27 protein-coding genes are annotated in these 24991 nt (G+C 61.3%); 9 read left to right on the plus strand and 18 right to left on the minus strand.

Annotation, left to right across the window (positions count from 1 at the left end; translation table 11 throughout):
* Positions 1 to 15: 15 nt before the first annotated feature.
* From BN1137_RS04165 to cydH, 3 genes are all read right to left on the minus strand, one after another.
* Positions 16 to 522, minus strand: coding sequence for a hypothetical protein (locus tag BN1137_RS04165; RefSeq protein ID WP_050717391.1), 507 nt, complete (start codon positions 520 to 522; stop codon positions 16 to 18).
* 8 nt (positions 523 to 530) lie between these two features.
* A complete protein-coding gene (locus BN1137_RS04170) occupies positions 531 to 1931 on the minus strand; it encodes a sensor histidine kinase (RefSeq protein WP_050717392.1) in 1401 nt (466 codons plus the stop codon).
* Positions 1932 to 2035: 104 nt separating this feature from the next.
* Entirely contained in the window at positions 2036 to 2128 is a 93-nt protein-coding gene (cydH, locus tag BN1137_RS22295; protein ID WP_157433623.1) for a cytochrome bd-I oxidase subunit CydH, read from the minus strand.
* A 126-nt stretch (positions 2129 to 2254) separates the two neighbouring features.
* Here cydH and BN1137_RS04175 point away from each other — a divergent pair, with 126 nt between their 5' ends.
* The gene (locus BN1137_RS04175) at positions 2255 to 2803 is read left to right on the plus strand and encodes a 2-amino-4-hydroxy-6-hydroxymethyldihydropteridine diphosphokinase (protein WP_050717393.1); all 549 of its coding nucleotides are present in this window, start codon (positions 2255 to 2257) and stop codon (positions 2801 to 2803) included.
* A gap of 63 nt (positions 2804 to 2866) precedes the next feature.
* On the opposite strand, the gene BN1137_RS04180 is transcribed toward BN1137_RS04175, so the two are convergent.
* On the minus strand, positions 2867 to 3571 hold the full coding sequence (locus BN1137_RS04180) for an SDR family oxidoreductase (protein WP_050717394.1): 705 nt from the start codon (positions 3569 to 3571) through the stop codon (positions 2867 to 2869).
* A 157-nt stretch (positions 3572 to 3728) separates the two neighbouring features.
* On the opposite strand from BN1137_RS04180, the gene BN1137_RS04185 reads away from it, so the two are divergent.
* Positions 3729 to 4133, plus strand: coding sequence for a CBS domain-containing protein (locus tag BN1137_RS04185; RefSeq protein ID WP_050717395.1), 405 nt, complete (start codon positions 3729 to 3731; stop codon positions 4131 to 4133).
* Here BN1137_RS04185 and BN1137_RS04190 read toward each other — a convergent pair.
* A complete protein-coding gene (locus BN1137_RS04190; RefSeq protein ID WP_050717396.1) occupies positions 4130 to 4666 on the minus strand; it encodes a DUF2301 domain-containing membrane protein in 537 nt (178 codons plus the stop codon). The genes BN1137_RS04185 and BN1137_RS04190 overlap by 4 nt on opposite strands.
* 82 nt (positions 4667 to 4748) lie before the next feature.
* On the opposite strand from BN1137_RS04190, the gene BN1137_RS04195 reads away from it, so the two are divergent.
* Entirely contained in the window at positions 4749 to 5513 is a 765-nt protein-coding gene (locus tag BN1137_RS04195; RefSeq protein ID WP_050717397.1) for a substrate-binding periplasmic protein, read from the plus strand.
* 316 nt (positions 5514 to 5829) lie between these two features.
* Here BN1137_RS04195 and asnC read toward each other — a convergent pair whose 3' ends face one another.
* Positions 5830 to 6291, minus strand: coding sequence for a transcriptional regulator AsnC (asnC, locus tag BN1137_RS04200; protein ID WP_050717398.1), 462 nt, complete (start codon positions 6289 to 6291; stop codon positions 5830 to 5832).
* Between the two features lie 153 nt (positions 6292 to 6444).
* On the opposite strand from asnC, the gene asnA reads away from it, so the two are divergent.
* Positions 6445 to 7443, plus strand: coding sequence for an aspartate--ammonia ligase (asnA, locus tag BN1137_RS04205; RefSeq protein WP_050717399.1), 999 nt, complete (start codon positions 6445 to 6447; stop codon positions 7441 to 7443).
* Positions 7444 to 7725: 282 nt separating this feature from the next.
* On the opposite strand, the gene BN1137_RS04210 is transcribed toward asnA, so the two are convergent.
* The 6 genes from BN1137_RS04210 to rluD form a co-directional block, all read right to left on the minus strand.
* Positions 7726 to 8643, minus strand: a complete 918-nt coding sequence (locus tag BN1137_RS04210; RefSeq protein ID WP_050717400.1) for a c-type cytochrome — start codon at positions 8641 to 8643, stop codon at positions 7726 to 7728.
* Positions 8640 to 9263 carry a c-type cytochrome gene (locus tag BN1137_RS04215; RefSeq protein ID WP_050717401.1) on the minus strand — a complete coding sequence of 208 codons (624 nt, stop codon included), beginning with the start codon at positions 9261 to 9263 and terminating at the stop codon, positions 8640 to 8642. The genes BN1137_RS04210 and BN1137_RS04215 overlap by 4 nt, the downstream gene beginning before the upstream one ends.
* 208 nt (positions 9264 to 9471) lie before the next feature.
* On the minus strand, positions 9472 to 10293 hold the full coding sequence (locus BN1137_RS04220) for an MBL fold metallo-hydrolase (protein ID WP_050717402.1): 822 nt from the start codon (positions 10291 to 10293) through the stop codon (positions 9472 to 9474).
* A gap of 60 nt (positions 10294 to 10353) precedes the next feature.
* Entirely contained in the window at positions 10354 to 12930 is a 2577-nt protein-coding gene (clpB, locus tag BN1137_RS04225; RefSeq protein ID WP_050717403.1) for an ATP-dependent chaperone ClpB, read from the minus strand.
* A gap of 252 nt (positions 12931 to 13182) precedes the next feature.
* On the minus strand, positions 13183 to 13920 hold the full coding sequence (gene pgeF, locus BN1137_RS04230; RefSeq protein ID WP_050717404.1) for a peptidoglycan editing factor PgeF: 738 nt from the start codon (positions 13918 to 13920) through the stop codon (positions 13183 to 13185).
* Between the two features lie 188 nt (positions 13921 to 14108).
* The gene (rluD, locus tag BN1137_RS04235; protein ID WP_050717405.1) at positions 14109 to 15089 is read right to left on the minus strand and encodes a 23S rRNA pseudouridine(1911/1915/1917) synthase RluD; all 981 of its coding nucleotides are present in this window, start codon (positions 15087 to 15089) and stop codon (positions 14109 to 14111) included.
* Between the two features lie 116 nt (positions 15090 to 15205).
* Between rluD and BN1137_RS04240 the strand changes: the two genes are divergently transcribed.
* Positions 15206 to 15961, plus strand: coding sequence for an outer membrane protein assembly factor BamD (locus BN1137_RS04240; RefSeq protein WP_050717485.1), 756 nt, complete (start codon positions 15206 to 15208; stop codon positions 15959 to 15961).
* A 283-nt stretch (positions 15962 to 16244) separates the two neighbouring features.
* Here the strand turns inward: BN1137_RS04240 and BN1137_RS04245 are convergent, their stop codons facing one another.
* From BN1137_RS04245 to bioH, 3 genes are all read right to left on the minus strand, one after another.
* Positions 16245 to 17009, minus strand: a complete 765-nt coding sequence (locus BN1137_RS04245; RefSeq protein WP_050717406.1) for a putative metalloprotease CJM1_0395 family protein — start codon at positions 17007 to 17009, stop codon at positions 16245 to 16247.
* 1 nt (position 17010) lies between these two features.
* Positions 17011 to 17244 carry a flagellar basal body rod C-terminal domain-containing protein gene (locus BN1137_RS04250; protein WP_050717407.1) on the minus strand — a complete coding sequence of 78 codons (234 nt, stop codon included), beginning with the start codon at positions 17242 to 17244 and terminating at the stop codon, positions 17011 to 17013.
* Positions 17245 to 17329: 85 nt separating this feature from the next.
* Entirely contained in the window at positions 17330 to 18094 is a 765-nt protein-coding gene (bioH, locus tag BN1137_RS04255) for a pimeloyl-ACP methyl ester esterase BioH (RefSeq protein ID WP_050717408.1), read from the minus strand.
* A 37-nt stretch (positions 18095 to 18131) separates the two neighbouring features.
* Here bioH and BN1137_RS04260 point away from each other — a divergent pair, with 37 nt between their 5' ends.
* Complete coding sequence (locus BN1137_RS04260) at positions 18132 to 18848, plus strand: ComF family protein (RefSeq protein WP_050717409.1); 717 nt, start codon at positions 18132 to 18134, stop codon at positions 18846 to 18848.
* Between the two features lie 181 nt (positions 18849 to 19029).
* Complete coding sequence (gene nfuA / locus BN1137_RS04265; RefSeq protein ID WP_050717410.1) at positions 19030 to 19608, plus strand: Fe-S biogenesis protein NfuA; 579 nt, start codon at positions 19030 to 19032, stop codon at positions 19606 to 19608.
* Between the two features lie 113 nt (positions 19609 to 19721).
* Here the strand turns inward: nfuA and gpsA are convergent, their stop codons facing one another.
* From gpsA to BN1137_RS04280, 3 genes are read right to left on the minus strand one after another with little or no spacing between them, the layout of a single operon-like run.
* Positions 19722 to 20726: an NAD(P)H-dependent glycerol-3-phosphate dehydrogenase gene (gene gpsA / locus BN1137_RS04270; protein ID WP_050717411.1), complete on the minus strand. Its 1005-nt coding sequence runs from the start codon at positions 20724 to 20726 to the stop codon at positions 19722 to 19724.
* Between the two features lie 2 nt (positions 20727 to 20728).
* A complete protein-coding gene (gene secB, locus BN1137_RS04275) occupies positions 20729 to 21199 on the minus strand; it encodes a protein-export chaperone SecB (protein WP_050717412.1) in 471 nt (156 codons plus the stop codon).
* A gap of 47 nt (positions 21200 to 21246) precedes the next feature.
* Positions 21247 to 21678 carry a rhodanese-like domain-containing protein gene (locus tag BN1137_RS04280; protein ID WP_050717413.1) on the minus strand — a complete coding sequence of 144 codons (432 nt, stop codon included), beginning with the start codon at positions 21676 to 21678 and terminating at the stop codon, positions 21247 to 21249.
* A 348-nt stretch (positions 21679 to 22026) separates the two neighbouring features.
* On the opposite strand from BN1137_RS04280, the gene gpmM reads away from it, so the two are divergent.
* Both gpmM and BN1137_RS04290 read left to right on the plus strand, forming a co-directional pair.
* Positions 22027 to 23556, plus strand: a complete 1530-nt coding sequence (gene gpmM / locus BN1137_RS04285; protein WP_050717414.1) for a 2,3-bisphosphoglycerate-independent phosphoglycerate mutase — start codon at positions 22027 to 22029, stop codon at positions 23554 to 23556.
* A gap of 9 nt (positions 23557 to 23565) precedes the next feature.
* The gene (locus BN1137_RS04290) at positions 23566 to 24969 is read left to right on the plus strand and encodes a peptidoglycan DD-metalloendopeptidase family protein (RefSeq protein ID WP_050717415.1); all 1404 of its coding nucleotides are present in this window, start codon (positions 23566 to 23568) and stop codon (positions 24967 to 24969) included.
* Positions 24970 to 24991: the final 22 nt, after the last annotated feature.

Genomic DNA, 24991 nt, shown 5'->3' on the forward strand with positions numbered 1-24991 from the left:
CAATCAGAACGCGGCTCATGGCTTGGCCCTGCCATTGAGTTTACGCTGATTCATCTGCTCATCGATGACCGACAACTGTTCAATCTGGCGGCGCAGACGCTGCACCTCCTGACTCTGATCGTCACGCCGGCTGTCGCGGGCCAGCAGCTCTTCGCCGAGCGCTATCCAGCTGCGCAGGAAGGCCTGGGCATCCAGGCCGAGCTCGGGCAACAGGGCCTTCAGCTGATCCAGCCCGGCCCGGCGACTCGCCACCGGCTCGGACGGATGAGTATTAACCATGGCCAGGCTGACCCGGCTCTCGAGATCGGTGGCGCCCTTCAGTCGCTGGCGCTCCTGCACCCGCTGTTGGGGGTGACTGGCCAGCAACCAATCCGAATACTGCAGCCGTACCTGCATCTCTTTATTGGCAAATTCCAGCCGCTTGGCGAGGGCCTGATCCGAGGGTTCGGTCAGGCTGGATGAGGGCAGCAGGGAGCAGCCTGAGAGCAGGCTCATCAATACGGGAATCACAAATCGTTTCATCTTTGGCTTCACTTCAGCGTCAACCGGAAACAGACATCCGCCTGCTCGTCGTCAATTAATTTAAGCTCGCCGCCCAGGCTCATGGCCGATTCGCGGGCGATGGAGAGGCCCATGCCGGATCCCTTCAACAATCCTTGCCGCACCGTGCTGCCCTGCTCGAACGGTTCGAAGATCCGCTCCTGCTCGGCCAGCGGAATGACGGGCCCTTCGTTGGCCACTTCCAGCCAGCTGCCGTTGTCGTCTTTCCCGGCCCGGATCCAGATCTGGCCACCCTTGGCGCCATAGCTGACCGCGTTGGAAAACAGATTGTCGAGGATGAGCCGCAGGCGATAGGGCTCGGCCTGCAGGCTGATGGGCTCGGGCGGCAAGTGTACACTGATTTGCTTGGATTCCAGTGCCAGCCGGTATTCTGCAGACAATTCTGACAACAAGGGGGCCAGCTTCACCGTCGTCAGACTGAACTCCTCCTGCTGGCTGAGGCGGTTGAAGTCGAGCAGCCGCTCGATCAGGGTCTGCAGCCGGCGACTGTTCTCCTCCAGCATCTGGCAGATCTCCTGCTGATCGGCATTGAGCGGGCCGACCAGTTGCTCCGACAACAGATCCGCCCCCTCGCGCAGCACCGCTAGCGGCGTTTTCAGCTCGTGGGAGACGTGGCGCAGGAACTGGTATTTCTGCTGCTCCAGCTCCTTGAGCCGATCGTGCAGCCAACCGATCCGCTCCCCCAGCACCACCAGCTCGGCCGGACCGTCGACCGGGCGTTTGTCCGGTTCGACACCGGCGCCCAGGCTCAGGATCCGCGACTCAATCTGACGTACCGGGTGGATGATCAGGTAGGTAAACAGCAACACCAGCAGCAGGCTGAGTACCGCCACGAAGCCGCTGACCCACCAGATCTCGGTCCGCAGCTCGGCGATGGCGGCCCGCATCCGCACCACGTGCTCATCGACCTGGCTACGGGTGATCACTTCCAGTTGCTGGTTGAGCAGATTGAATTGATCGAACTTGGGGCTAGTCGCATCGCTCTTCGCCCTGCCCAGATCCTGCATGCCATCCAGCCAGGCCAGCAGGCTCTCGAGCTCGGTATAGGCGGCCGCATCCGGGATGGATTGCTGATGGGTGGCGAGCAGCTCGCGATAGCTCGCCAGCTGCTGCTGGTAGCTGCCGAGGATGCGCTCGTCCCCGAGCACGGCGTAGCGGCGCAGGGTGCGCTCCAGATCGACGCCCTGGGTGGTGAGCAGGGTGGCGCGGCGGGTATCACGTACCGCCCGCTCCAGCTCGTCGCTGGTCAGCTGGCTCAGGTGGGCCAGTGCCTGGCTGTCGTGCCAGATCATCCCGCCCAGGGGCATCAGTACCAGGACGAAGCCCATCAATACCACCTGTAGCAGGGAACGGGGACGTACCTTGGTCATCTTGTGCGGTCTCGACTCTTCATAGGTCGGTCAGCATATCCGCACTCCATCAAAAAGCAAAACCGGCCGAATGGCCGGTTTTGGTCGATCTGGGGAGGCGTGGATCACGCCAATCCGACGGATGCCACACAGATAAGCAAGATAAACGTCAGCGCCCCCGAGGCGGTCAACAGCGCCCATTTCAACTCAGCACTCATATGAACCTCCTTTCTGTCAATCAGAGTTGGATCACAACAGATAACAGCATGTTAATTCATAGTAATTCCGATAACCGTGAGCTACGTATATATTTCAGATGAGCCCAGTCCAAGGAAACGGAAAGCATGTTCTACCTCTGTAGTATTGGATCAAATCTTGACCCTGCCCAGCATGTCAGCCAAGCCGTGGGGGAACTGCTGGCACGCTTCGGCCAGCTGCGGCTGAGTTCGGTGATCCAGACCAAACCGGTGGGCATGCAGTCCCATCATGACTTCCTCAATTGCCTGTTCATCGTCGAGAGCGAGCTGTCACAGGCGCAGCTGAAAGCCGAGTTCGTCACCATGGAGCTGACCCATGGCCGGGATCGGGGCAATCCCCTGTGCAAGGTGGTGGACAGGCCGCTCGACATCGACATTCTGGCCAGCAGCGAGCAGCCCGATTTTGCCCATAGCCAGGTCGATGCCTACCTGCGTGGCTTGCTGGCCGAGTGTTATGGCCAGGGCCAGGTGCGCGATCGCAAGGTGGCCCTGCGCCTGCACACCAGCAAGGTGTTTGCAGCGCCACTCTTTGGTCTGACCCCGGTCGATCTCCGGCAGCATGCAGATAACCGCCAGACCGTCACTCCCGTCCAGCCGGCGGCGGATCCCCGTCATCTCGACCTGCCCCGCCAATAATCCCTGTCGTGCTCCTCAAGCGATGACTCGCCATCCCAGTGCCCGCCCGGGCACTGGCGGCGCTCAGATCACCGCGAGGGAGCGGCCGCCGTCCACCCGGATGCTGGCTCCCGTCATATAGTCGTTTGACATCAATAGCCTGACCGCCTGCCATATGGGTTCCAGCCCCCCTTCCCGCGCCAGCGGCGTCTTGGCCAGCACCTGCTGGCGCCAGGCATCGCCGTGCTCGTCGAGAAACAGGATGGGGCCCGGCTCTATGGTATTGACCCGCACCGCGGGCGCCAGCTCGCGAGCGAAGCTCATGGCCAGCGAATGGGCCCCCGCCTTGGTGGCTACATAGGCAGCAAACTGGGGCGCCGGGGCGTGAATGTAGATGTCGGTGATGTGGATGATGCTGGCGTTGTCTTGGCGGGCCAGCTGGGGGGCCAGCGCGTGATTGAGCTGAAAGGGCGCCGCCATATGTACCCGGTAGAAGCGGTCGAACTGCTCGCGCTGCGCCGCCGGATCCTCCGCCGTGGGCTCGAAGGCCGAGGCGTTGTGGATGATGAGCGTCAGATCCTCGTGGGCACTCAGCGCCGCGATCAGCGCATCGACCCCGCCCTCGCGGGCAAAATCCCCCTGCACCAGCTCCACCCCCAGGGCACGCAACTGCGCCAGTTCCGGGCGTTCGCTGCGATAGCTGCCCGTCACCTGCCAACCCGATGCCACCAGCTGCTCGCACAGATAAAACCCCAGCCGGCGGCCACAGCCCGTCACCAATGCACGCATACCCTCTCCTTGTCTGTTGTCACGCCATCCCGGCTCGATCTGAACGGCCCGAATTGCCAATGTCTCCAATGACCTATCAATGCCTGCGGCCAAACCCATTGGCCCGCCTCGTCGGGGGCGGGCATAGTGGCTCCATTGACCCTCATGGAACCCCATCATGCTACAAGTTCGCGATCATATGCAGCGCCTCACCCATTTCCTCAGCCCGGAGCTCAGCCTCGCCGAGGCGCTGGACCGCCTACACCATTCCGGATTGAGCGGCCTGCCGGTGCTGGACACGCGCCGCCAGCTGGTTGGTTTTCTGTCCGAGCAGGACTGCATTCCCAGCCTGCTCACCGGCAGCTATCACTGCGACAGCCGCACCCGGGTGGCAGATCTGATGAATCACACCCCGCTCTCAATCGATCCGGATGAGAGCATACTGGACCTGGCCCGCCAGATGACGGGTGCCAGACCCAAGATCTATCCGGTGCTGCAACAGGGCAAGGTGCTCGGCCTCATCAGCCGCCGGCAGCTGATGCGGGCACTCAACCAGCAGCTGAAGCAGTGCCAGGCCACCTAGAGCTGGTAGCGGCTGCGATCCCCGATATCAAAATGCAGCGGCATACGCCACTTGGCCAGGCTGAGCAAGGCGAGCAAGAGCCCGCTCACCAGGGCCACCAGGGCGGCGGCCCAACCTAGCCTGAGCCCTTCCAGCAGCCACAGCAGGGGTAGCAACATAGGCAACAACCGGATGCCCGGAATGGCGAAACAGAACTGCTCCTTGAACGCCAGCCCGCTCAGGGTGGCCAGTGCGGCCCCCAGCACCAGGGCAGCCGGCGCGCCGCTGGCGGCCAGCATCAGGCCACCCCAGGCGAAACCCTGCAACAGGAAGCGAACGCGCTTGTCATAGATGTGCAGGCAAAATCCACACAGGCCGCTCCCCACCATCAGCGCCGTCAACCAGACGTTGTACGCTAAAATATCCTGCCCGATCAACAGGCTGACCCCTCGACACAACAGCAACAAAGCTGCCAGACTCAGGCCCAGACGGTAGAGACAGACCGAGAGTCTGTCGATGTCGTCCAGTTCGCTTTCTATTTCAGGGTTTGCCATTCAGGGTCGCCTCTCTTTCATACCTGCCGGTCACTATACCGAAATGATCGCGAACCTGCCCCGCGTGCACAGGAGATGTGATTTGCGAAGCTTGTTGCTGCTCTGCTTGCTGCTGCCCTGCTGGTTGTCCGCCAAGGAGCTGGTCATCGGTGGCACCCTGGAGCCACCGCTGAAATTTCTGGATGCCCGCGGCCGGCCACAGGGGCTGGATGTGGATCTGCTCACCAGCATCTTCGGCGCCCTCAAGGTGCCCATCCGGATTGAGCTGATCGATTCCGGCGCCCGCCTCACCCGCAACGCTGAGACCGGCGAGTACGATCTGGTGATGACTCACTCCTACAAGCCGGAGCGAGAGGCCTATCTGCTCTATCCCAAACAGGCTCATCTGCGCCACAGCTGGCACTTCTTCGTGCGCAAGGGCGATGTGGGCAAGATCCACTACGAGCAGCTGGCGGATCTCAAACCCTGGCGCATCGGCATCACCAAGGATTTCGCCTACACCCCCGAGCTTATGGCCGCTGCCTCGGATCCGGCCTATCACGTCCAGGAGATCCCCATCAACTCGCTGCAACTGCGCAAGTTGATCGCCGGGCGCATCGATCTGGTGCCCATGCCGCTGGTCACCGCCTTCGCCCAGATCAAGGAAGAGAAGCTGGAAGGTCAGCTCGATTACCTGCCCAAACCGCTGCGCACCAGCCCCTACTTCAACACCTGGACCAAGGCCCGGGCCGACGCCGACACCCCGGCGCTGATGGCAGCCTATGACGCCGAGCTGCTGCGCATGAAGCAGGACGGTCGCCTCGAGGCCCTCTACGCCAAGTACGGCATCCCCTATGTCGCCCCCTGAAAGGGGCCAGATGCTTGGACCCTTTAGTTGCAGCTCCTATGTGGCAGTCAAAAACGCTACCTTAAAATAAAAAAACATCGTATTTAGTCTTGAAAATGATGGGTTGGCAGCTATATGAACTGCCTCTTTGGCAACGCAAGCGAGAGGTCGGTGGCACAATCAGGGCGGCGCTCACCCACTCACCCAGTACCACTCACACAGCTCACCTGGTTAATGGACAGCCGTCAGCAAAGCCTGGCTCCAGTAGCAGCGGGCAAGCCGCACCAACCCCATGCAAAGGCGAGGCTTCCCGTCCTTGGCGCAAAAGCCATTCTCATCAGGGTTTTACATCCCGCAGGATCGGGTTCTGCAGCGAGATCAGGGTTTCCGTCGACTGGATCTCGTCTATGGTCTGGATCTTGTGGATAAGCACCGTCTGCAGCTCGTCGATGGAGCGGGTCATCACCTTCATAAAGATGCTGTAGTGACCCGTGGTGTAGTAGGCCTCCACCACCTCGTCCAGCGCCTGCAGCTTGGCCAGCGCCGAGGGGTAATCTTTCGCGCTCTTGAGATTGATGCCGATAAAGCAGCAGACGTCATAACCCAGCTTCTTGGCATTCACCTGTACCCGGGTGCCCTCGATGATCCCCGCCTGCTTCATCTTCTCCACCCGCACATGGATGGTGCCCGGGCTGACCTGCAGTTGCTTGGCGAGTTCGGCGTAAGGGATGCGCGCATTGTCCATCAGGGCGGTGAGGATGGCCTGATCGAGATTATCGATCCGATAATTTTCCGGCACTTTTTTGTACTCCCGTTAACGATATATCAGTAACCCAGCGGTTATTTTGAAGAAAAAAACACGCAAAGCCTATTTCTATTATCGAATATTGAATTTAGTGCGCTATCTGTTGAAGAATCGCTACATCCAACGGGTTCAAGACAGGTATTTCCCATGAAACAGCACTACATTCGCAGCCAACAGCAGATCAGCTTCGTCAAAGAGATGTTCTCCCGCCAACTCGCCCAGCAGCTCGGCCTGATGGAGGTGCAAGCCCCCATCCTGAGCCGGGTCGGTGATGGCACCCAAGACAACCTCTCCGGCTGCGAGCATGCGGTGCAGGTCAAGGTGAAGACCCTGCCGGAGCACAGCTACGAGGTGGTGCATTCCCTGGCCAAGTGGAAGCGTCAGACCCTGGGCCGCTTCGGTTTCGGCCCGGGCGAGGGCATCTACACCCACATGAAGGCGCTGCGCCCGGACGAAGACCGCCTGACTCCCATCCACTCCGTCTATGTCGATCAGTGGGACTGGGAGAAGGTGATGCCGAGCGAGCGCCGGGATCTGGCCTATCTGCAGGAGACGGTGCGCGGCATCTGGAGCGCCATCAAGGCCACCGAGCGCGCGGTCTGCGCCGAGCACGAGCTGACCCCCTTCCTGCCGAGCGAGATCCAGTTCCTGCACAGTGAAGAGCTGCTGAGCCGCTACCCGGATCTGGACGCCAAGGGCCGCGAGCGCGCCATCGCCAAGGAGCTGGGGGCCGTGTTCCTCATCGGTATCGGCGGTGCCCTGTCTCATGGCGAGCGCCACGACGTGCGCGCCCCAGACTACGACGACTGGAGCAGCGAGAACGATCTCGGCCAGGGCCTTGCCGGTCTGAACGGTGACATCCTGGTGTGGAACCCGGTACTGGAAGACAGCTTTGAGATCTCCTCCATGGGGATCCGGGTGGACGCCGAGGCCCTGCGCCGCCAGCTCGCCACCACCGGGGACGAGGATCGCCTGCAGTACGACTGGCACCAGGCACTGCTGGCGGGCGAGATGCCCCAGACAATCGGTGGCGGCATCGGCCAATCCCGCCTCGCCATGCTGCTGCTGCAAAAAGAGCACATCGGTCAGGTACAGGTCGGTGTCTGGCCCGCCGAAATGAAAGCCAGTATCCCTGGCATGCTGTAACGAATTGATTTGATTGCATCTGGTCTCGCGGTACGAGAGCAGATGCGAGAGAGAAGCTGGTCAGCCGGGGTGGAGAGCGTATCCCGACTGACTGTAAGGCGGGCATGGTCGCTGACTGTGCCTGCCGACCCTAGGGCTTGCCCCTGTGACCCGCTCAACCCACTTCAGGTCACATCGAATACATTCCTCTCGGCAATCTTCGGATTGCCGCTTTTTTATCCTCTCTACGTTTTTCAGGCCAAGAAAAAGGGGCCTGAGCCCCCGTTTTCATTACCACTTGCTTCAGTACGCCTTGCTGCCCAGCAGGTGACCATCCACCGGCGAGGCCAGCCCGTACTGGGAATACTTGCCGTGATACTCCTTGGTGGTCTGGCCGAGATCCCCCTTGAATCTGGGATCCTGCGGCCGCTCCTGGCTGTTGATGTAGAAAGAGACATCCCAGGCCTGCTGATCGCTCAGACTCCCGCCCTGAGAGAGCGGCATGTTGCTCTTGATGAAGGCGGCGGCCTTGTCGATGCCGTGCATGCCCGCCCCCCAGTTGTAGCTCTCCTTGCCCCACAGCGGCGGGAACACATGTCGCCCGGCAACTTGCTTGCCCTCGCCGCTGGCGCCATGGCAATCGGCGCAACGTTCGACATAGACGGCCTGGCCACGCTGGAAGTCGGGCGCCTTGGCAGGCTCAGCCACCGCGAAGAAGTTGCGGCCCGGCAGCTTGTCACTGATGGCCGCCCCGCTCGCCAGCCAGTAGGAGTAGGCCACCAGATCGCGAATTGCCTGGCTGTCATAGGCCGGCGGTACGCCCCCCTTGGCGTTCATCGAGAACAGGAAGCAGCCCTGCAGCCTGTCCTCATAGGTGTTCACCTTGTTGTTCTTCTTGCGATAGGCGGGATAGGCAGGATAGGCCCCCCACAGCGGGCTGGCGCCGGCAATGATGCCGCTGCCCAGATGGCAGTTGCTGCATTGCAGGGCATTGTTCGGCTGGCCCTGCCCCTTGAGCTGCTGGGTGTTGACGAACAGGCTGTAGCCACGTTTGATGGCGGCCCCCATCTCGCCGTCCGGCACCTTCGACCAGTCGGGCACCTGATGATACTGGCCATCCGGCGCCTTCTCGCCGAGGGGCACACTGAACTGGTCCTCGAAAGATTCGGCCTGAGCCAGACCCGCCAGCAGGCAGGTCATCAACAAATAGAGAGCTTTCATTTCGCCACCCCCAGCGCCGCAAAGTAGTTGGCCACCGCATCCACCTCGGCATCGCTCAAGGCCTTGGCGATGGCGGGCATGGAGCCCATGGCGCCATCCGGGCGCTTGTTCGCCTTCCAGTAGTGCAGCTGACGCTTGAGATAGGCGGGATCCTGACCGGCGAGGCGCGGGAACAGCGGGCTCACGCCGACGCCGCTAGGGCCATGACAGGCGACGCAGGCGGGCAGGTTGCGATCCGGTTTGCCGGCCAGGGCCAGCCGCTCACCGGCCTCCATGTCCCCCGGCCACTTGTCGCCGCTCCAGTGCAGCGGAATCGTCTTGGCCTCTGCCTGGCTGGCGAAGTGCTTGGCGGCGCGAGCAATCTGATCGTCGCTGAGCTGATAGATGATGGGGTTCATAAAGTCGCTGACCCGCTTGCCGCTGCGAAAGGCCCGCAGCTGTTCGCTGATATAGGTTTCGGATTGTCCCCACAGATTGGGGATGTTCGGCTCCTTGGGGACGCCGTTCATGCTGTGACAGGTGGCGCAGATCTCGGGCACGTCCTGGACGGTTTGCGCCGCCAGTACCCACTGGGGGCTCAGACTGGCCCAGAGCAAGATGAGTGAGCAGGGTAGTTTCATCGGCGGCGGATCCCTCTTCTGAAAATAACAACATAGTCATTAGTGGTTTACAGAGTAGCATCCTTGTCTGACGAGGCAAAATTGGCCTCCTTCGGGGCTTTAGTCGCGACGAAGATATAAAAACGCCAGCCCGAGGGCTGGCGTTGCGCACAGAGCCACTTGTCGAGCTGCCTACGCCATTGCGCTGCATACTGACTCGATACCCGGCTCAGCAGAATTGATGTTCAAACCCCGCCCCGATGTGGGTTTGCCGCGGCAATCCCTTCTTTCGGTCACCGGTGCAGTGGCAGGCAAAGAGCAGCCCTACCCCTTCTTGCTCCAGATACGCCCCCAGCGCCCTGGCACGGCCTGCACCTGAGAACTTCAGGTGCAGGCCGCCGATGATGGCATGCACCCGCTCATCGCCGCAGACCTCTCGGGCCCGCTGGACAATATTCTCGACCCCGGCATGGCCGCAGCCGATAAAGATGATCAGCCCCTGCTCGCTCTTGTAGGCCATGGCGGAATCATCGCTGATGAGATCCTTCTCCACTCGCCCGCCGCGCACTATATAGCCGAGCAGGGAGGGCTTGGCCCGATCCCGCCTCATGATGGACCCGAGAAACACCAGCTGTTCGGACAGCCAGACCGGCTCGGCCGAGCAGCGGGGGATCAACCCTTTTGACTGCAGCCGGGCGGGCTCCAGCTTCCCCGAGAGGCGATAGAGGTTGAATCGCCGAAACGGCAGCGGCAGGAAATAGCCCCGTTCATGAAACACGTCCGGGCAGGCGATCAGGGGAATGGGCTCGGCGTAGGGCGGCAGCGCGCCTATACCGCCCACGTGATCATAATGGCCGTGGGACAGCACCACATGGGAGAGGGAGCCGAGATCCACCCCCATCGCCTCGGCATTTGGGCGCAAGGCCTGCCCTCTGCCGCTATCAAACAACACCCTGAGGCCATCGCACTCCAGCAGCAGGGCCAGCCCTCTCTCCGGAACACAAGCCAGGCGATAAACCTCGTCATCCACCAGCACCGAGAACTTGATCATCTCATCTCCCTGAAAATAAAAACGCAGGCGCGAGGCCTGCGTTTTTCATCGATAACAACGTTATGGCTGACTCATGGTGAGCCCACTGCTGTCGGCCCCCAGCAACAGTTTCTTGCCGGGAATGACCCGACCGCTGAGCAGGGCCTGAGCCAAGGGGTTCTCCACCTTCTGCTGGATAGCCCGCTTGAGGGGACGCGCCCCGTAGACGGGATCGAAACCCGCATGCACCAGTTTGGTCAGCAGCTCCTCGCTCACCTCCACCTCGAAGCCCTGGGACTCCAGACGGCCCATCAGGCTCTTGAGCTGGATGCGGGCGATGGACTTGATGTGATCCTCGCCGAGCGGGTGGAACACCACGGTCTCGTCGATCCGGTTGATGAACTCCGGCCGGAAGCTGCGGGTCAACAACTCCATCAGCAGGGACTTCATCTCCTCATAGTCCTTCTCGGCATAGTGCTCCTGGATGAGATCCGAGCCGAGGTTGGAGGTCATGATGACCACCGTATTGCGGAAGTCCACGGTGCGGCCCTGACCATCGGTCAGACGACCGTCGTCCAGCACCTGCAGCAGGATGTTGAACACATCCGGGTGCGCTTTTTCCACCTCGTCCAGCAGGATCACCGAGTAGGGGCGACGGCGCACCGCCTCGGTCAGATAACCCCCCTCCTCGTAACCCACGTAGCCGGGAGGCGCCCCCACCAGACGGGCCACGCTGTGCTTCTCCATGAATTCGGACATGTCGATGCGCACCATGGCGTCCTGGGTATCGAACAGGAACTCGGCCAGCGCCTTGCACAACTCGGTCTTACCCACCCCGGTCGGGCCGAGGAACAGGAAGGAGCCGATAGGACGGTTCGGATCGGACAGTCCGGCACGAGAGCGGCGAATGGCATTGGAGACGGCGTCCACCGCCTCTTCCTGGCCGATCACCCGGCTGTGCAGCTGATCCTCCATCCGCAGCAGCTTGTCGCGCTCCCCTTCCAGCATCCGCGCCACCGGAATACCGGTCCAGCGCGCCAGCACGTCTGCGATCTCCACGTCGGTGACCCGGTTGCGCAGCAGGCTGGTCTCCTGCATCTCGGCCTGGGTGGCGAGATCCAGCTGTTTTTCCAGCTCGGGGATGCGGCCGTATTGCAGCTCGGACATGCGGGCCAGATCGCCAGCGCGGCGCGCCACCTCCAGATCCTGACGGGCCTGTTCCAGCGCCGCCTTGATGTGCTGGGTACCGGCAAGGGCGGCCTTCTCGGCCTTCCACACCTCTTCCAGTTCGTTGTATTCACGCTCCTTCTCGGTCAGCTCCTGGTTGAGCAGATCGAGCCGCTTGCGGCTGGCATCGTCATCCTCTTTGAGCAGCGCCTGCTGCTCCAGTTTCAACTGAATGATGCGTCGCTCGAGCCGATCCAGGGACTCCGGTTTGGAGTCTATCTGCAGCCGAATGCTGGCCGCCGCCTCGTCGATGAGGTCGATGGCCTTGTCCGGCAGCTGGCGATCGGCGATGTAACGATGAGACAGCTGAGCCGCCGCGACGATGGCCGGATCCGTGATCTGCACATGGTGGTGCAGCTCGTAGCGTTCTTTCAGTCCGCGCAGGATGGCGATGGTGTCCTCCACCGAGGGCTCCTCCACCAGCACCTTCTGGAAGCGGCGCTCCAGCGCGGCGTCTTTCTCCACGTACTGACGATACTCGTCCAAGGTGGTGGCACCGACGCAGTGCAGCTCACCGCGCGCCAGAGCCGGTTTGAGCATGTTGCCCGCGTCCATGGCGCCCTCGCCCTTGCCGGCGCCGACCATGGTGTGCAGCTCGTCGACGAAGAGGATGACGTTGCCCTCTTCCTTGCCGAGATCGTTCAACACGGCTTTGAGCCGCTCTTCGAACTCACCGCGGTACTTGGCACCGGCCACCAGCGCCCCCATGTCGAGGGACAGCACCCGCTTGTTCTTGAGCCCTTCCGGCACCTCGCCGTTGATGATGCGCTGGGCCAGCCCCTCGACGATGGCGGTCTTACCGACACCGGGGGCACCGATCAGCACAGGGTTGTTCTTGGTACGGCGTTGCAGCACCTGGATGGTGCGACGGATCTCTTCATCCCGCCCGATGACGGGATCGAGCTTGCCGAGTTCGGCCCGCTCGGTGAGATCGACGGTGTACTTCTCCAACGCCTGACGGTTCTCTTCGGCGTTGGCGTCATCGATCTTCTTGCCACCGCGCACCTTGTCGATGGCTTGCTCGAGCTTCTCTTTGGTCAGCCCCTGGCTGCGCAGCAGCTCGCCCAGATTGCCCTTCTCATCGAGGGCCGCCAGCACGAACAGCTCGGATGAGATGAACTGATCCTTGCGCTGCTGAGCCAGCTTGTCACAGACGTTGAGCAGCCGGCCGAGGCCATTGGAGAGCTGCACATCGCCCTCGACACCGCTCACTCTCGGCAAGCGGTCGAGCTCCTCGCCGAGGCGCGAGCGCAGGGCATTGATGTCCATCCCACACAGAGTCAGTAACGGACGAATGGAGCCGCCATCCTGATTGACCAGTGCGGTCATCAGATGGGCGGGTTCGATAAATTGATGATCACGACCCAGTGCGAGTGACTGGGCATCGGAAATAGCGACTTGGAATTTGCTGGTCAGGCGATCGAGGCGCATTGCACTCCCCCTTTGAAACAACGCCGCCTTGGGCGGCAACAACAGAACTTTCTGACAAGGAAGATGAGGCCCGTGGCCAGAATTTCAAGGGCGAGTGTTGTTTATTTTTTCCTCAATAGCGACCTCGAAGGAGGCTAACCCTTGTCTGGCAAGGGATGACTCAGCTGACGCGGCAGGCCGGAGCAAAGAAGCAAACGAATATGGCAGACGTGAATAGGGAGGCGCTCACCGCTGGGGTGAGCGCCTCCGGCACTACTCTGCCAGCCAGATAAGCGACGCCATGCGACCGGTCTGGCCATCGCGGCGATAGGAATAGAAGCGCTCGCCGTCGCTATGGGTACAGTGCTCGCCACCATAGACGGCGCTCACCCCGGCGCGAGCCAGCCGCAATCGAGCCAGCTGGTAGATATCCGCCAGCCACTTGCCCTCGTTGGCAGACGGCACGAAGGCCGCTGCGGCCTCTGCCTGCTCGGCCATAAAGGCATCACGTACCTCGCCGCCCACCTCAAACGCGGTGGGGCCGATGGCGGGACCGAGCCAGGCGAGAATATCGGCCGGCTCGCACCCCATGGCGGCGATGCTGGCCTCCAACACGCCCCCCTGCAAGCCGCGCCAACCGGCATGAGCGGCCGCCACTCGGGTCCCCGCTCGGTCACAAAACAGCACCGGCAGGCAGTCGGCCGTCATCACGATACAGGCCAGCCCGGCCTGGTGAGCACAGGCAGCATCCGCATCCGGCGCCCCAGCGTATTGGTTGCTGACGGGATGAACGGCGGTGCCGTGAATCTGATTGAGCCAGTTGAGCCGACCCGGAACCCCGGCCGCCTGTTGCAACAAGGCGCGGTTGGCCTCGACCTTGCTCGCCTCGTCGCCCACGTGGGCACCCAGGTTCAGACCACGAAAGACACCTTCGCTGACGCCACCGTCGCGGGTGGTCGACAAGGCCCGTACAGCGGTCGGCGCGGGCCAGTCCGGTTCGATCCAGTTCATCTGCGACTCCTTCATTCAGATCGTGCTTTGCATAAAACAACGGGGCTCCCAAGAGAAGGAGCCCCGTCAAACGCTCAGACTACGGCAGAAACCGACGCAGGCCTTGTACTATCAACGCCAGGCCAGCTCATCCGAATTGGCCAGAGTGATGTCGGTACGCGGCACGTCCCTCAGCTTCGAGCCTGAACTCAACTCCAGACCAAGTCGTCCGGGTTGGCCAAGGTATCAGCGCGCAGCACTTCCATCAGATCCAGCATGTCTTGCGGGGTGGAAGAGTGCCACTCCATGACTTCACCGGTGATGGGGTGAGCCAGCTTCAGCATGGTCGCATGCAGCGCCTGGCGGTGGAAGTTGCGCAGCGCATGAGTCAGCTCAGGGGTGGCGTTGCGCAGCAAGCGCAGACGGCCGCCGTACGCGGGGTCACCCACCAGCGGGTGCTTGATGTGGGACATGTGCACGCGGATCTGGTGGGTACGACCCGTCTCCAGACGCAGGCGCAGTCGGGTGTGACCACGGAACTTCTCGTGTACCCGGTAGTGGGTCACGGACGGACGACCGTTAGGCACTACAGCCATGTGGGTACGCTGGGTCGGGTGACGGCCGATGGGGGCATCGACGGTGCCGCCCGCGGTCATGTGACCAATAGCGATGGCCTCGTACTCACGGGTAATCTGACGCGCCTGCAGCGCTTCCACCAGGTGGGTCTGGGCCGGTACCGTCTTGGCGACCACCATCAGACCGGTGGTGTCTTTATCCAGACGGTGCACTATGCCGGCACGGGGTACCTCGGCAATGCCGGGGTAGCGGTGCAGCAAGGCATTGAGAATGGTGCCATCCGGCGTGCCGGCACCCGGGTGGACAACCAGACCGGCCGGTTTGTCGATCACCAGAATGTGTTCATCTTCATAGATGATGTTGAGTGCCAGATCTTGAGCATCCCAACGGGTGTCATCTTCCAGCTCGACATCAATATGTACTTGTTGCCCGGCCAGCACCTTCTCGCGCGGGGTATTGGCAACCTGACCATCCAGGGTCACTCTGTCCTGTAAAATCCACTCCTTGATGCGGGTTCTGGAGTAGTCTGGAAACAATTCAGCCAGGGCCTGGTCGAGTCGCTGCCCGAATTGGTGATCCTGAAATTCGCCTGTCAGTTCAATATGCTGGCTCATGTATGGTCTCTTGAGCGGGGGTATCAATTCGAAATAATCCGGGTATTCTAGCTTTTCTTTTAGCCAAGCATAACGGATACTTTGCCAATTTCGTGGAAATGGACCGGATGTTGTTGATGGGAAAGAAGTCTCACCTGCTGATGTCACTCGCCTTGATCGCTACCCTGATCACTGGTTGTTCCAGCACCAAACCCAAGGTTCCCGACGAGCCGCCGGAGGTTCTGTACCAACAGGCCCGTCTCAAACTGGACACAGGTAATTACCTGAATGCTATCGAGTTACTGGAAGCATTGGACTCCCGCTACCCCTTCGGCGCTTACTCCAATCAAGTTCAACTCGATCTGATCTACGCCTACTACAAGCAAGACGATACCGCCCAGGCCATCGCCAATATCGACCGTTTTATTCGCCTCAATCCGGCGCATAAAAATATCGATTATGTCTTCTATATGCGCGGCCTGACCAACATGGCGGCGGATTACAACTTCTTCCAGGACTTCCTGGGGATCAATCGAGACGACAAGGACCCCTCCTACGCTCGTCAGGCGTTCCAGGACTTCAAGACTCTGTTGCAAAACTACCCCAACAGCGCCTACGCCGCCGATGCCAGAGCCCGTATGGTCGGTCTGAAGACCCGTCTCGCCCGTTACGATCTGGGGGTGGCCGAGTATTACGTCAAGCGTGATGCCCTGATCGCCGCCGCCAATCGCGCCAAACTGGTGGTCGAGACTTATCCCGACACCGTCGAGACCGAGAAGGCACTGGAGATCATGGTCAACGCCTACGATACCCTGAAGATGCCGACCCTGGCCCGTCACGCCCGCGAAGTGCTGGCCAAAAACTATCCGGACAATCGCCTCGGCCGGGGCTGAGTACGCGTTATCTCGCAATGAAAAACCGGAGCCAATGGCTCCGGTTTTTCATTGCTCTGCCCCAATTCGCCCTCCAACATCTGCTGTCACTTTTACCACAACACCACCTCGTGGTCAGTAAACTCACCACTCCACATACCACTGCCAAGTTAAAGTTTCAGCCAACGGCAAGGAATAAACATCGGGTGGTGTGTAACCGAGCAGAAAAGCGAGATTCCATTTACGGATCACTGTGAAATGGACAGATCTGGAGTTCGCTTGATCTGAATGATCTTGGTGCGACTCAGATATCCAGGCCGAAGCTCTGGCGAGGTGCTGGCCGGCTTGCCTGCTGATAGTGCTGCGCGATGACCTGATTGCGTTTGTCCATATAGAGGCCGAGCGGACTGGTTGGCTGTGCACCGTCTGAACCTGCCGCCATCAGCTCCTTGCGCGCCTGCGCCTCCTTGACCGTGGCGCTGCGGGCCACACTCAAGTCTTGGGAAGAAGGTTCGGCCGGCGCCAAGGCGGCGCCGCGCACCTGCTGCATCTTGGCAAGGGTCGCGGCCGGATCGCCATGGACAACGCCGATATCGATGGCCACCTCGCCTCCGCTGGCGTAGCTCTTGCCATCGGGCCCATAGGCATACTCATAGGTTGGGCTGCCCGCATGTTCCCCACCCACCGTCTGATGGGCCTGCTCGTGCTTGCGCACCTCCAGATCCCGCTCGACCAGTACCTCCACTTGGCGCTGCTGCTTCTGTTGCTCCTGCTGACCGGACTCCTGCTGCTGCCTACGCTTGCCCTCTTCACCTGTGGCCTCGACGAAACGGTGGGGCAACGCCGTCAGGCTGATGGATGTGCCCTCCCGGGTCAGCTGAGCATTCTGGTTGGTCTGGGCCGCTTTGGATTTGTCTTTCTGGGAGGCGACGCCGGTCTCGGCACCAAAGGTCTCGCTCTGGCGAGTCTGGGGAATCAGTGCGGCACGGCGATTGTCCGTCTGCGCCGCTTCCGTTTGCGGTTGCAGCTGGTTGGGAATAAGGGGCGGCAGACTGACGTTGATGTTCATCTCACACCCGGACGTCGATCAGTGTGCCCATCATGTCGCTGGCGGTCTGGATCACCTTGCTGGACGCATCAGCCTGCTGCTCGGCGACCTTGAGCCTGATCAGCTCATCGGGCAGTTGTACCTGATCGCCAGCCGGCGTATTGAGGCGGGCGATCTGGCCGGAGGCCTGGTCAGCGAGCTGTTCCGCCCGCTGGAATCCCTGCACACCCGTGGTCATGGCGGAATCGATACGCATCATCTTGCTCCTCTGACTGTTGACTGATTATTCACCACCCGGAGGGATTATTGAAGCCTGCCGCTCACTATTTAGTCATCAAGGCTCAGCCGATGAACTGCCGTACCATCTCGATGAACTCGGCCGGATGGGAGATGAAGGGAGCGTGGGAGGCCTTGTCCAGCACCCGACTCTGGCTATGAGGGTAGCGCTCATCCAGCAGCGGGATGGCTGCCTTGGGCACCAGCGAGTCCAGCCTGCCATAGATGCGCAGCCAGGGCAGACTGAGCGCCACCAGATCATCACGCAGATCGATGTCGGCCAGCAGGCCGAGACCAGCCTCCAGGGCGGCCAACTGGGGCGCCGGGCGCTCTGCCAGCCAGTGACGCAGTTGGCGGATGTCATCCCGGGCATGTTCGCTGCCCATGGCCTGGATCGCGAGGAAGCGCTCTATGGTCTGCTTGAAGTCCCCCGCCAGCATCTGGTTGAAGCCAGCAAGTACCTTGGGGGCGATACCTGGCCACTCTTCTCGCGCCATAAAGCAGGGCGAGCTGGAAACCGTGAGCAGGGATTGCACCCGCTCGGGCTGAGTCAGCGCCAGCTGGCTCGCCACTAGACCACCGAGGGACCAGCCGAGCAGATGACAACGCGCTGGCAAGACGGCGGCAACCTGCTCTGCCAGCCAGGGCAAGGTGTAATCACTGCCTGTGGGCAGGGGACTGTTGCCAAACCCCGGTAAATCCACCAGATGCAGTCGATAATGCTTCGCCAGTTCAGGGACGATACCGTGCCAGACGGCCCCATTCATTCCCCAGCCGTGCAACAACACCAGATCCGGCCCCTGGCCAAACTGCTCAACCGATACGCTCATCTAGACTCAAGATCCTGTTTATCTGCTTGGAGCCTGCATGTTAAAGCGGCTGCTCGGCAAAGCAAGTCCGATCCTCGGCAGCCGGGCCGACTGGCTGGGCCTCTGCCTGCTCTGCCGCCAGCCTTGTGACGGGCAGCCGCTGCTGTGTGACTGGTGCCAGCACGCCTTGCAGCAACGGGCGCTGCGCTGTCGGCTCTGTGCCGTCCCGCTACCGACCGAGGGCATTGTCTGCGGCCGCTGCCAGCGCAGGCCGCCACCCTGGCAACGGCTGCAGGTGATTGGTGACTACCTGTCCCCCTACCCCATGTTGATCCCGCAGCTGAAATATTCGGGTCAGATCTTGCTGGCGCCATTGCTCGCCCGTTTGTTGGCGGATCATCTGGATGTGGCGCAGCCGCCCGAGGCGATCATTCCGGTACCGCTGCACTGGTGGTGCCAATGGTGGCGCGGCTTCAATCAGGCACAGGAGATAGGCCAGGCCCTCAGCCAGCTGACCCGGATCCCGCTCGACAGCCAGTTGCTGCGCCGCACCAAGGCAACCCCCCAGCAGACCAGCCTGAGTGCGGGCCAGCGCCGCCGCAACCTGCGGGGCGCCTTTCACATCAATCCTCATCACTATCGACATGTGGCTCTGCTCGACGACGTGGTCACCACCGGGGCCACCGCGGGTCAGCTCACTGGCATGCTCCATGAGAGCGGCGTTCAGCAGGTCGAAGTCTGGGCCATCTGCCGGACGCTGAAGCACCTGAAGTGACGCTCACACGGAGTGGCGTCAAGGATGAGGCTCATTTGATAAGTGCAACATTGCTGGCTCAGCGAGTGGACACATCAGCGCGCGCTATCAGGCGATGAAGCTGACCGCCATGCTACCCAAGCTCTGCCAAGAGGGTTATCATGAATACCCTAGTCGTACACTCAGGTTTATGAGGATAGTGATGATCAGCATTTCCGACACCGCCCAGGCGCATTTCCGCAAGCTGCTGGAAAATCAGCCTGATGGTACCAATATCCGGGTGTTTGTAGTCAATCCGGGAACCCAGAACGCCGAGTGCGGCGTCTCTTATTGCCCACCGGATGCGGTGGACCCGGAAGATCAACACCTGCCCTTCAGCGGCTTCGACTGCCTGGTCGATCCCCTGAGCGCCCCTTACCTGATCGATGCCACCATCGATTTCGTCACCGACCAGATGGGCTCCCAGCTCACCCTCAAGGCGCCGAATGCCAAGATGCGCAAGGTCGCCGACGATGCCCCCCTGGCCGATCGCATCGAATATGTGCTGATGTCAGAGGTGAACCCCATGCTGGCCGGTCATGGTGGCAAGGTGACCTTGATTGACATCACCGACGACAAGCTGGCGATTCTGCAGTTTGGCGGTGGTTGCAACGGCTGTTCGCAGGTGGATTACACCCTGAAAGAGGGGATCGAGAAGCAGCTGCTGGAGAAATTCCCGGGCGAGCTCAACGGCGTGAAAGATGCCACCGAGCACCAGCGTGGCGATCACTCCTACTATTGATCCCGGCCGTGACGTCCGCCCCGAGGCAAGGCTGTCACTGACGTGAGACGCACATGAAAAAGGCCCCGCCAGAACTGGTGGGGCCTTTTGCTATCCGGCGTACCGAATGGCGACTATTCGTCGCGCTTGTCCCGGCTGAGCAGGGCGATGGCGGCCTCTTTCGGGTTCTTGCCCTGATAGAGGACTTCGAAGATCTGCTCGCAGATGGGCATCTCGACGCCGAAACGGGCCGCCAGCAGATGCACTTCCTTGGTGTTGCGATAGCCTTCCACCACCTGACCAATCTCGGCCATGGCGGTGTCCACCGCCTTGCCAGCACCCAGTGCCAGACCGAAACGACGGTTGCGAGACTGGTTGTCGGTACAGGTCAGCACCAGATCCCCGAGCCCCGCCATCCCCATAAAGGTCTTGGCATCGGCGCCAAGGGCTGCGCCCAGACGCTGCATCTCCACCAGACCCCGGGTGATGAGCGCGGTTCTGGCGTTGGCGCCAAACCCCAGCCCGTCGGAGAGACCGGCGCCGATGGCAATGACGTTCTTGACCGCGCCACCGAGTTGCAGGCCGATGAAGTCCGGGTTGGTATAGACCCGGAACGAGCGGCCACAATGGAGCAGCAGGGAGAGATCGTCGGCGAAGTCATCGTGAGTCGACGCCACCGAGATGGCGGTCGGCATGCCGGCGGCCAGCTCCTTGGCGAAGGTGGGGCCGGAGATCACCGCCAGCGGCATCTCGTCACCCAGCACCTCACGAGCCACGTCTTGCAGCAGGCGACCACTGTCCGGTTCCAGCCCCTTGGTGGCCCAGGCGATACGGGTATCGGGGCGCAGGAAGGGTTTGATCCGGGTCAGCACCTGACCGAACACATGGCTCGGTACCACCAGCAGCAACACAGGCGCGGCTTGCACCGCGGCTTGCAGATCGGCAGTCAGTTGCAGGTCGGCGGGGAAAGGCACATCCGGCAGGAAGGCCTTGTTGCAGCGATCTTGTTCCAGCACGGCGACATGAGCGGGGTCATGACCCCACAGCAGGGTCGGATGACCGTTGCGCGCCAGAGAAATGGCAAGGGCGGAGCCGTAAGACCCCGCCCCCAAGACCGATATAGCGATCTGGTCAGCCATTATCAGGCTTCCGCAGTCGCCTGCTGGGCCTGTGCTTGCGCCATGTGCTGGGCAAACAGGGCATCGAAGTTGACCGGTGCCAGGTTCAGCTGCGGGAAGGAACCCTTGCTCACCAGATTAGCAACTGCTTCACGGGCGTACGGGAACAGAATATTCGGGCAGAAGGCAGCCAGGCAGTGAGCCAGCTGGGGTTCCGGCAGGTTGCCGATGGAGAAGATACCGGCCTGCTGCACTTCACACAGGAAGGCGGTCTCGGTTTCCAGCTTGCAGGTCACGGTCAGGGTCAGCACAACCTCATACACGCCGTCAGCCAGCACGTTGGTCTTGGTGTCCATGTCCAGCTTGACGTCCGGCTGCCACTCTTTCTGGAAGATGTGCGGGGTGTTCGGCGCTTCGAAGGAGACATCCTTGGTGTAGACACGCTGGATGTGGAATTCCGGTTGCACTTCCTGGTTGTTGATTTCGTCAGCCATTTCGTTTGATTCCTTTTTAAGAAAATGAGTGGGCGCAGGCCCTTAAATCAGCGTTTTTTGGTTACCGGCAGATTATCTGCACGCCATTGGGCCATGCCACCGCTGAGCGTATATACCTGCTTGAAACCAGCCTTGCTCAGTTGGCGACCCGCGCCACCAGCGGTCATCCCCGACTCGCACACCACTATGATGGGGGCGTCTTTGTGCTTTTCAACCGGGCCCAGGTTATTGGCCTGGATCTGGGTAAGGGGCAGGTGATGAGCGCCGGCCAGGTGACCCTTGGCAAACTCTTCCTGACTGCGAATGTCCACGACGGTGGCATTCTCACGGTTGATCAACAGGGTGGCGGTGTGGTTGTTCACCGCTTTGATCGGAGACAAACGAGCACGCACAGTGGTGTACACCAGAGTGCCTGCCAGGCCGAACCAGGCTGCAGCCAGCAGCGGGTTGCGGGCCGCAAAATCCAAATACTCTTGCATCTTCTACTATCCAGGGACCAAGACAAGGGCCCGAGTATACATGGGGCCCTCGATAAGATCAGCCATCTTGGCGGCAAAGCGAGAGCAAGCTCCCATCAGCGGCGGCGCCCCGATCGCCATGGCGAAACCGTGGCCCCCGACAGGACGTTCGCGAGAGTGACGAGGGGGTTGTGAAGCGGAAACAGCGGGCGACAGACAAGCCGGCAACATGCCGAAAACGGGCCGATAACAGCAGAAAAACCAAGCCGCAGAGGGGCTTGGCTATCAGGTGACTATTTCGGCAGATGTAGTAATATTACGCTAGTTTCACTTCCCGCAATTCATTCCTATCCGAGAGGACATAGCCTTATGTCAACAGCTAAGAAACCTTTGGTTCTGGTCATCATGGACGGTTGGGGCTACAGCACCAAGCAAGAGCACAACGCCGTCGCTGCCGCCAAGACCCCCAACCTCGACCGCCTCGCCCGTGACTACACCAGCACCCTGATCTCCGGCTCCGGCCTGGACGTCGGTCTGCCCGATGGCCAGATGGGCAACTCCGAAGTGGGTCACGTCAACATCGGTGCCGGTCGCATCGTGTATCAGGAACTGACCCGCATCTCCAAAGAGATCAAGGACGGCGACTTCTTCCAGAACGTCGAGCTGGCCAAGGCTGTTGACGGCGCCGTGACCAACGGCAAGGCCGTGCACATCATGGGTCTGATGTCCCCGGGTGGCGTACACAGCCACGAAGAGCACATCATGGGCATGATCGAGATGGCCGCCAAACGTGGCGCCGAGCAGATCTACTTCCACGCCTTCCTGGATGGCCGTGACGTGCCGCCGCGCTCCGCCCAGTCCTCCATCGAGCAGTTCGATGCGCTGTTTGCCCGTCTGGGCAAGGGTCGTTTCGCCTCCATGATCGGCCGTTACTACTCCATGGACCGTGACAACCGCTGGGATCGCGTGCAGCAAGCCTATGACCTGATGACTCAGGGCAAGGGCGAGTTCACCGCCGACAGCGCCAGCGAAGCCCTGGCCAATGCCTATGCTCGCGACGAGAACGACGAATTCGTCAAGGCCACCCGCATCGGTGCCGCCGCCCCCATGCAAGATGGCGATGCGCTGATCTTCATGAACTTCCGTGCCGACCGTGCCCGAGAGATCACCCGCGCCTTCGTCGACAGCGACTTCACCGGCTTCGCCCGTGCCGTCACCCCCAAGCTGAACTTCGTGATGCTGACCGAGTACGCGGCCGACATCAAAACCCCGTGCGCCTACCCGCCCACTGCCCTGGTCAACACCCTGGGTGAGTGGCTGGCCAAGCAGGGTAAGACTCAGCTGCGTATCTCCGAGACCGAGAAGTACGCTCACGTCACCTTCTTCTTCAACGGTGGCGAGGAAGATTGCTTCACCGGCGAAGATCGCGAGATCGTCGCCAGCCCGAAAGTGGCGACCTATGACCTGCAGCCGGAGATGAGCTCGGAAGAGCTGACCGACAAGCTGGTCGCTGCCATCAAGAGCGGCAAGTACGACGTCATCATCTGCAACTACCCGAACGGCGACATGGTCGGCCACACCGGCGTGTTCGATGCCGCGGTCAAAGCCTGTGAAGCGGTCGATCATTGCATCGGTCGCGTCACCGAAGCCCTGGCCGAAGTGGGTGGCGAATGCCTCATCACCGCCGACCACGGCAACGCCGAGAAGATGCTGGACGAAGAGACCGGTCAGGCCCATACCGCCCACACCAATCTGCCGGTTCCCCTCATCTATTTCGGTCGCAAGGCCGAGGTACTGGAAGGCGGCAAACTGTCCGATCTGGCCCCCACCATGCTGACCCTGATGGGTGTGCCGGTGCCGCCGGAAATGACTGGCAAGCCCCTGATGATTCTGAAATAATCCTTCCCCATGCGGGGATGCGAAGATATTTCAACCAAAACCAGTCGCGTCGGCCTGTTGGCCGGCGCGCTGTTTTTTTGCCTGATTGGCAGCGTGGGCACGGCCCATGCCGCCAATCAGCAGCTTGGTGCCATGCAGTCCGAGATCAAGGAACAGCAGCAGACCATCAAGCTCAGCAAGCAGGAGCTGGCCAAGCTCAATACCCAGCTCAAGGCTGACGAACAGGCCATCTCGGCCGCCGCCGCCAAACTCGAGCAAACCAAACAGCTACTCAAGCAGAACCAGCAGACTCTGGTCACCCTGCAGCAGGACAAGCTGGAGCTGGAACAACAGGCCAAACATCAGAAGCAGTTGCTGGCCAAGCAGGCGGAAAGCGCCTTCCAGGCGGGCAACCACGATTACCTCAAACTGCTGCTCAATCAGCAGGATCCGGCCAAACTGAGCCGCGCCCTCGACTATTTCGACTATCTCAACAAGGCCCGTATCGAGGCCATCGAAGCCTTGCGGGCGACCCGCACCAAGTTGGCCAAAAACCAGCAGGCGACCAAAGAGACCGAAAACCGGCTGCAAGCCCTGCTCAGCGAACAGCAAGCGTCCCACCAGAGCCTGCTGGCCAGCCAGCAGAGCCGCGCCAAGGTGCGCAACCAGTTGCAACAGTCGGTGCAGGATGACGAGCAGAAACTCACCAAGCTGGTCAAGGCGGAGAAGACCCTCAAGGCCCGGCTGGAAGAGTTGCGTCGCCAGCGGGAAGAGCAGGAGCGGCGCGAGCGGGCAGAGCGGGAACGCCTGGCCAAGCTGAAGGCCGAGCAGGAGCGCCAACGCAAGCTGGAGGCGCAACGCCTGGCCGCCGAGCAGAAGAGAATCGCAGAACAACAGCGGATCGCGGCCCAGCAGCGCAAGGTCGGCGAGCAGCAACGGCTCGCCGCCGAGCAGCAAAAAGTCAGCGAACAACAAGGCAGGGTGGCGCAGCAGCAAGCCGCGGCGCGAAACAGTGCCAAGGCGAGCAGCAATGGCTACGGTGGCCTCAGCACCAATGGCAGCCTGCGCTGGCCGGTACAGGGCCCCATCCTCATCTCCTACGGCTCGGCCCGCACCGCCGAGCTGAAGTGGAAGGGTACCCTGATCGGGGCCAGCGAAGGCACCCAGGTCAAGGCGGTGGCGCCGGGTCAGGTGGTCTATGCCGACTGGCTGGATGGCTTCGGCATGCTGCTGGTCATCGACCACGGCAAGGGCTACATGAGCCTCTATGGTCACAACCAGTCGCTGCTGCGCCAGGTCGGCCAGAATGTGGAGCAAGGCGAGCCCGTGGCTCTGGTGGGTGACAGCGGCGGTCAGGACAGGCCCGGCCTCTACTTCGAGATCCGCTATCAGGGCGAGGCCATCAACCCGACCAAGTGGCTGGCCAGACGCTGACCCTCGTTCAACACATAAAAAA

The organism is Aeromonas tecta, from assembly GCF_000820185.1.
Taxonomy (GTDB): Bacteria; Pseudomonadota; Gammaproteobacteria; order Enterobacterales; family Aeromonadaceae; genus Aeromonas; species Aeromonas tecta.

Excerpts from the sequence above, each read along its gene's own strand:
- BN1137_RS04165 (WP_050717391.1), bottom strand. The coding sequence starts at position 522 with ATGAAACGATTTGTGATTCCCGTATTGATGAGCCTGCTCTCAGGCTGC.
- BN1137_RS04170 (WP_050717392.1), bottom strand. The coding sequence starts at position 1,931 with ATGACCAAGGTACGTCCCCGTTCCCTGCTACAGGTGGTATTGATGGGC.
- cydH (WP_157433623.1), bottom strand. The coding sequence starts at position 2,128 with ATGAGTGCTGAGTTGAAATGGGCGCTGTTGACCGCCTCGGGGGCGCTG.
- BN1137_RS04175 (WP_050717393.1), top strand. The coding sequence starts at position 2,255 with ATGTTCTACCTCTGTAGTATTGGATCAAATCTTGACCCTGCCCAGCAT.
- BN1137_RS04180 (WP_050717394.1), bottom strand. The coding sequence starts at position 3,571 with ATGCGTGCATTGGTGACGGGCTGTGGCCGCCGGCTGGGGTTTTATCTG.
- BN1137_RS04185 (WP_050717395.1), top strand. The coding sequence starts at position 3,729 with ATGCTACAAGTTCGCGATCATATGCAGCGCCTCACCCATTTCCTCAGC.
- BN1137_RS04190 (WP_050717396.1), bottom strand. The coding sequence starts at position 4,666 with ATGGCAAACCCTGAAATAGAAAGCGAACTGGACGACATCGACAGACTC.
- asnA (WP_050717399.1), top strand. The coding sequence starts at position 6,445 with ATGAAACAGCACTACATTCGCAGCCAACAGCAGATCAGCTTCGTCAAA.
- BN1137_RS04210 (WP_050717400.1), bottom strand. The coding sequence starts at position 8,643 with ATGAAAGCTCTCTATTTGTTGATGACCTGCCTGCTGGCGGGTCTGGCT.
- BN1137_RS04215 (WP_050717401.1), bottom strand. The coding sequence starts at position 9,263 with ATGAAACTACCCTGCTCACTCATCTTGCTCTGGGCCAGTCTGAGCCCC.
- BN1137_RS04220 (WP_050717402.1), bottom strand. The coding sequence starts at position 10,293 with ATGATCAAGTTCTCGGTGCTGGTGGATGACGAGGTTTATCGCCTGGCT.
- clpB (WP_050717403.1), bottom strand. The coding sequence starts at position 12,930 with ATGCGCCTCGATCGCCTGACCAGCAAATTCCAAGTCGCTATTTCCGAT.
- pgeF (WP_050717404.1), bottom strand. The coding sequence starts at position 13,920 with ATGAACTGGATCGAACCGGACTGGCCCGCGCCGACCGCTGTACGGGCC.
- rluD (WP_050717405.1), bottom strand. The coding sequence starts at position 15,089 with ATGAGCCAGCATATTGAACTGACAGGCGAATTTCAGGATCACCAATTC.
- BN1137_RS04240 (WP_050717485.1), top strand. The coding sequence starts at position 15,206 with ATGGGAAAGAAGTCTCACCTGCTGATGTCACTCGCCTTGATCGCTACC.
- BN1137_RS04245 (WP_050717406.1), bottom strand. The coding sequence starts at position 17,009 with ATGAACATCAACGTCAGTCTGCCGCCCCTTATTCCCAACCAGCTGCAA.
- BN1137_RS04250 (WP_050717407.1), bottom strand. The coding sequence starts at position 17,244 with ATGCGTATCGATTCCGCCATGACCACGGGTGTGCAGGGATTCCAGCGG.
- bioH (WP_050717408.1), bottom strand. The coding sequence starts at position 18,094 with ATGAGCGTATCGGTTGAGCAGTTTGGCCAGGGGCCGGATCTGGTGTTG.
- BN1137_RS04260 (WP_050717409.1), top strand. The coding sequence starts at position 18,132 with ATGTTAAAGCGGCTGCTCGGCAAAGCAAGTCCGATCCTCGGCAGCCGG.
- nfuA (WP_050717410.1), top strand. The coding sequence starts at position 19,030 with ATGATCAGCATTTCCGACACCGCCCAGGCGCATTTCCGCAAGCTGCTG.
- gpsA (WP_050717411.1), bottom strand. The coding sequence starts at position 20,726 with ATGGCTGACCAGATCGCTATATCGGTCTTGGGGGCGGGGTCTTACGGC.
- secB (WP_050717412.1), bottom strand. The coding sequence starts at position 21,199 with ATGGCTGACGAAATCAACAACCAGGAAGTGCAACCGGAATTCCACATC.
- BN1137_RS04280 (WP_050717413.1), bottom strand. The coding sequence starts at position 21,678 with ATGCAAGAGTATTTGGATTTTGCGGCCCGCAACCCGCTGCTGGCTGCA.
- gpmM (WP_050717414.1), top strand. The coding sequence starts at position 22,027 with ATGTCAACAGCTAAGAAACCTTTGGTTCTGGTCATCATGGACGGTTGG.
- BN1137_RS04290 (WP_050717415.1), top strand. The coding sequence starts at position 23,566 with ATGCGGGGATGCGAAGATATTTCAACCAAAACCAGTCGCGTCGGCCTG.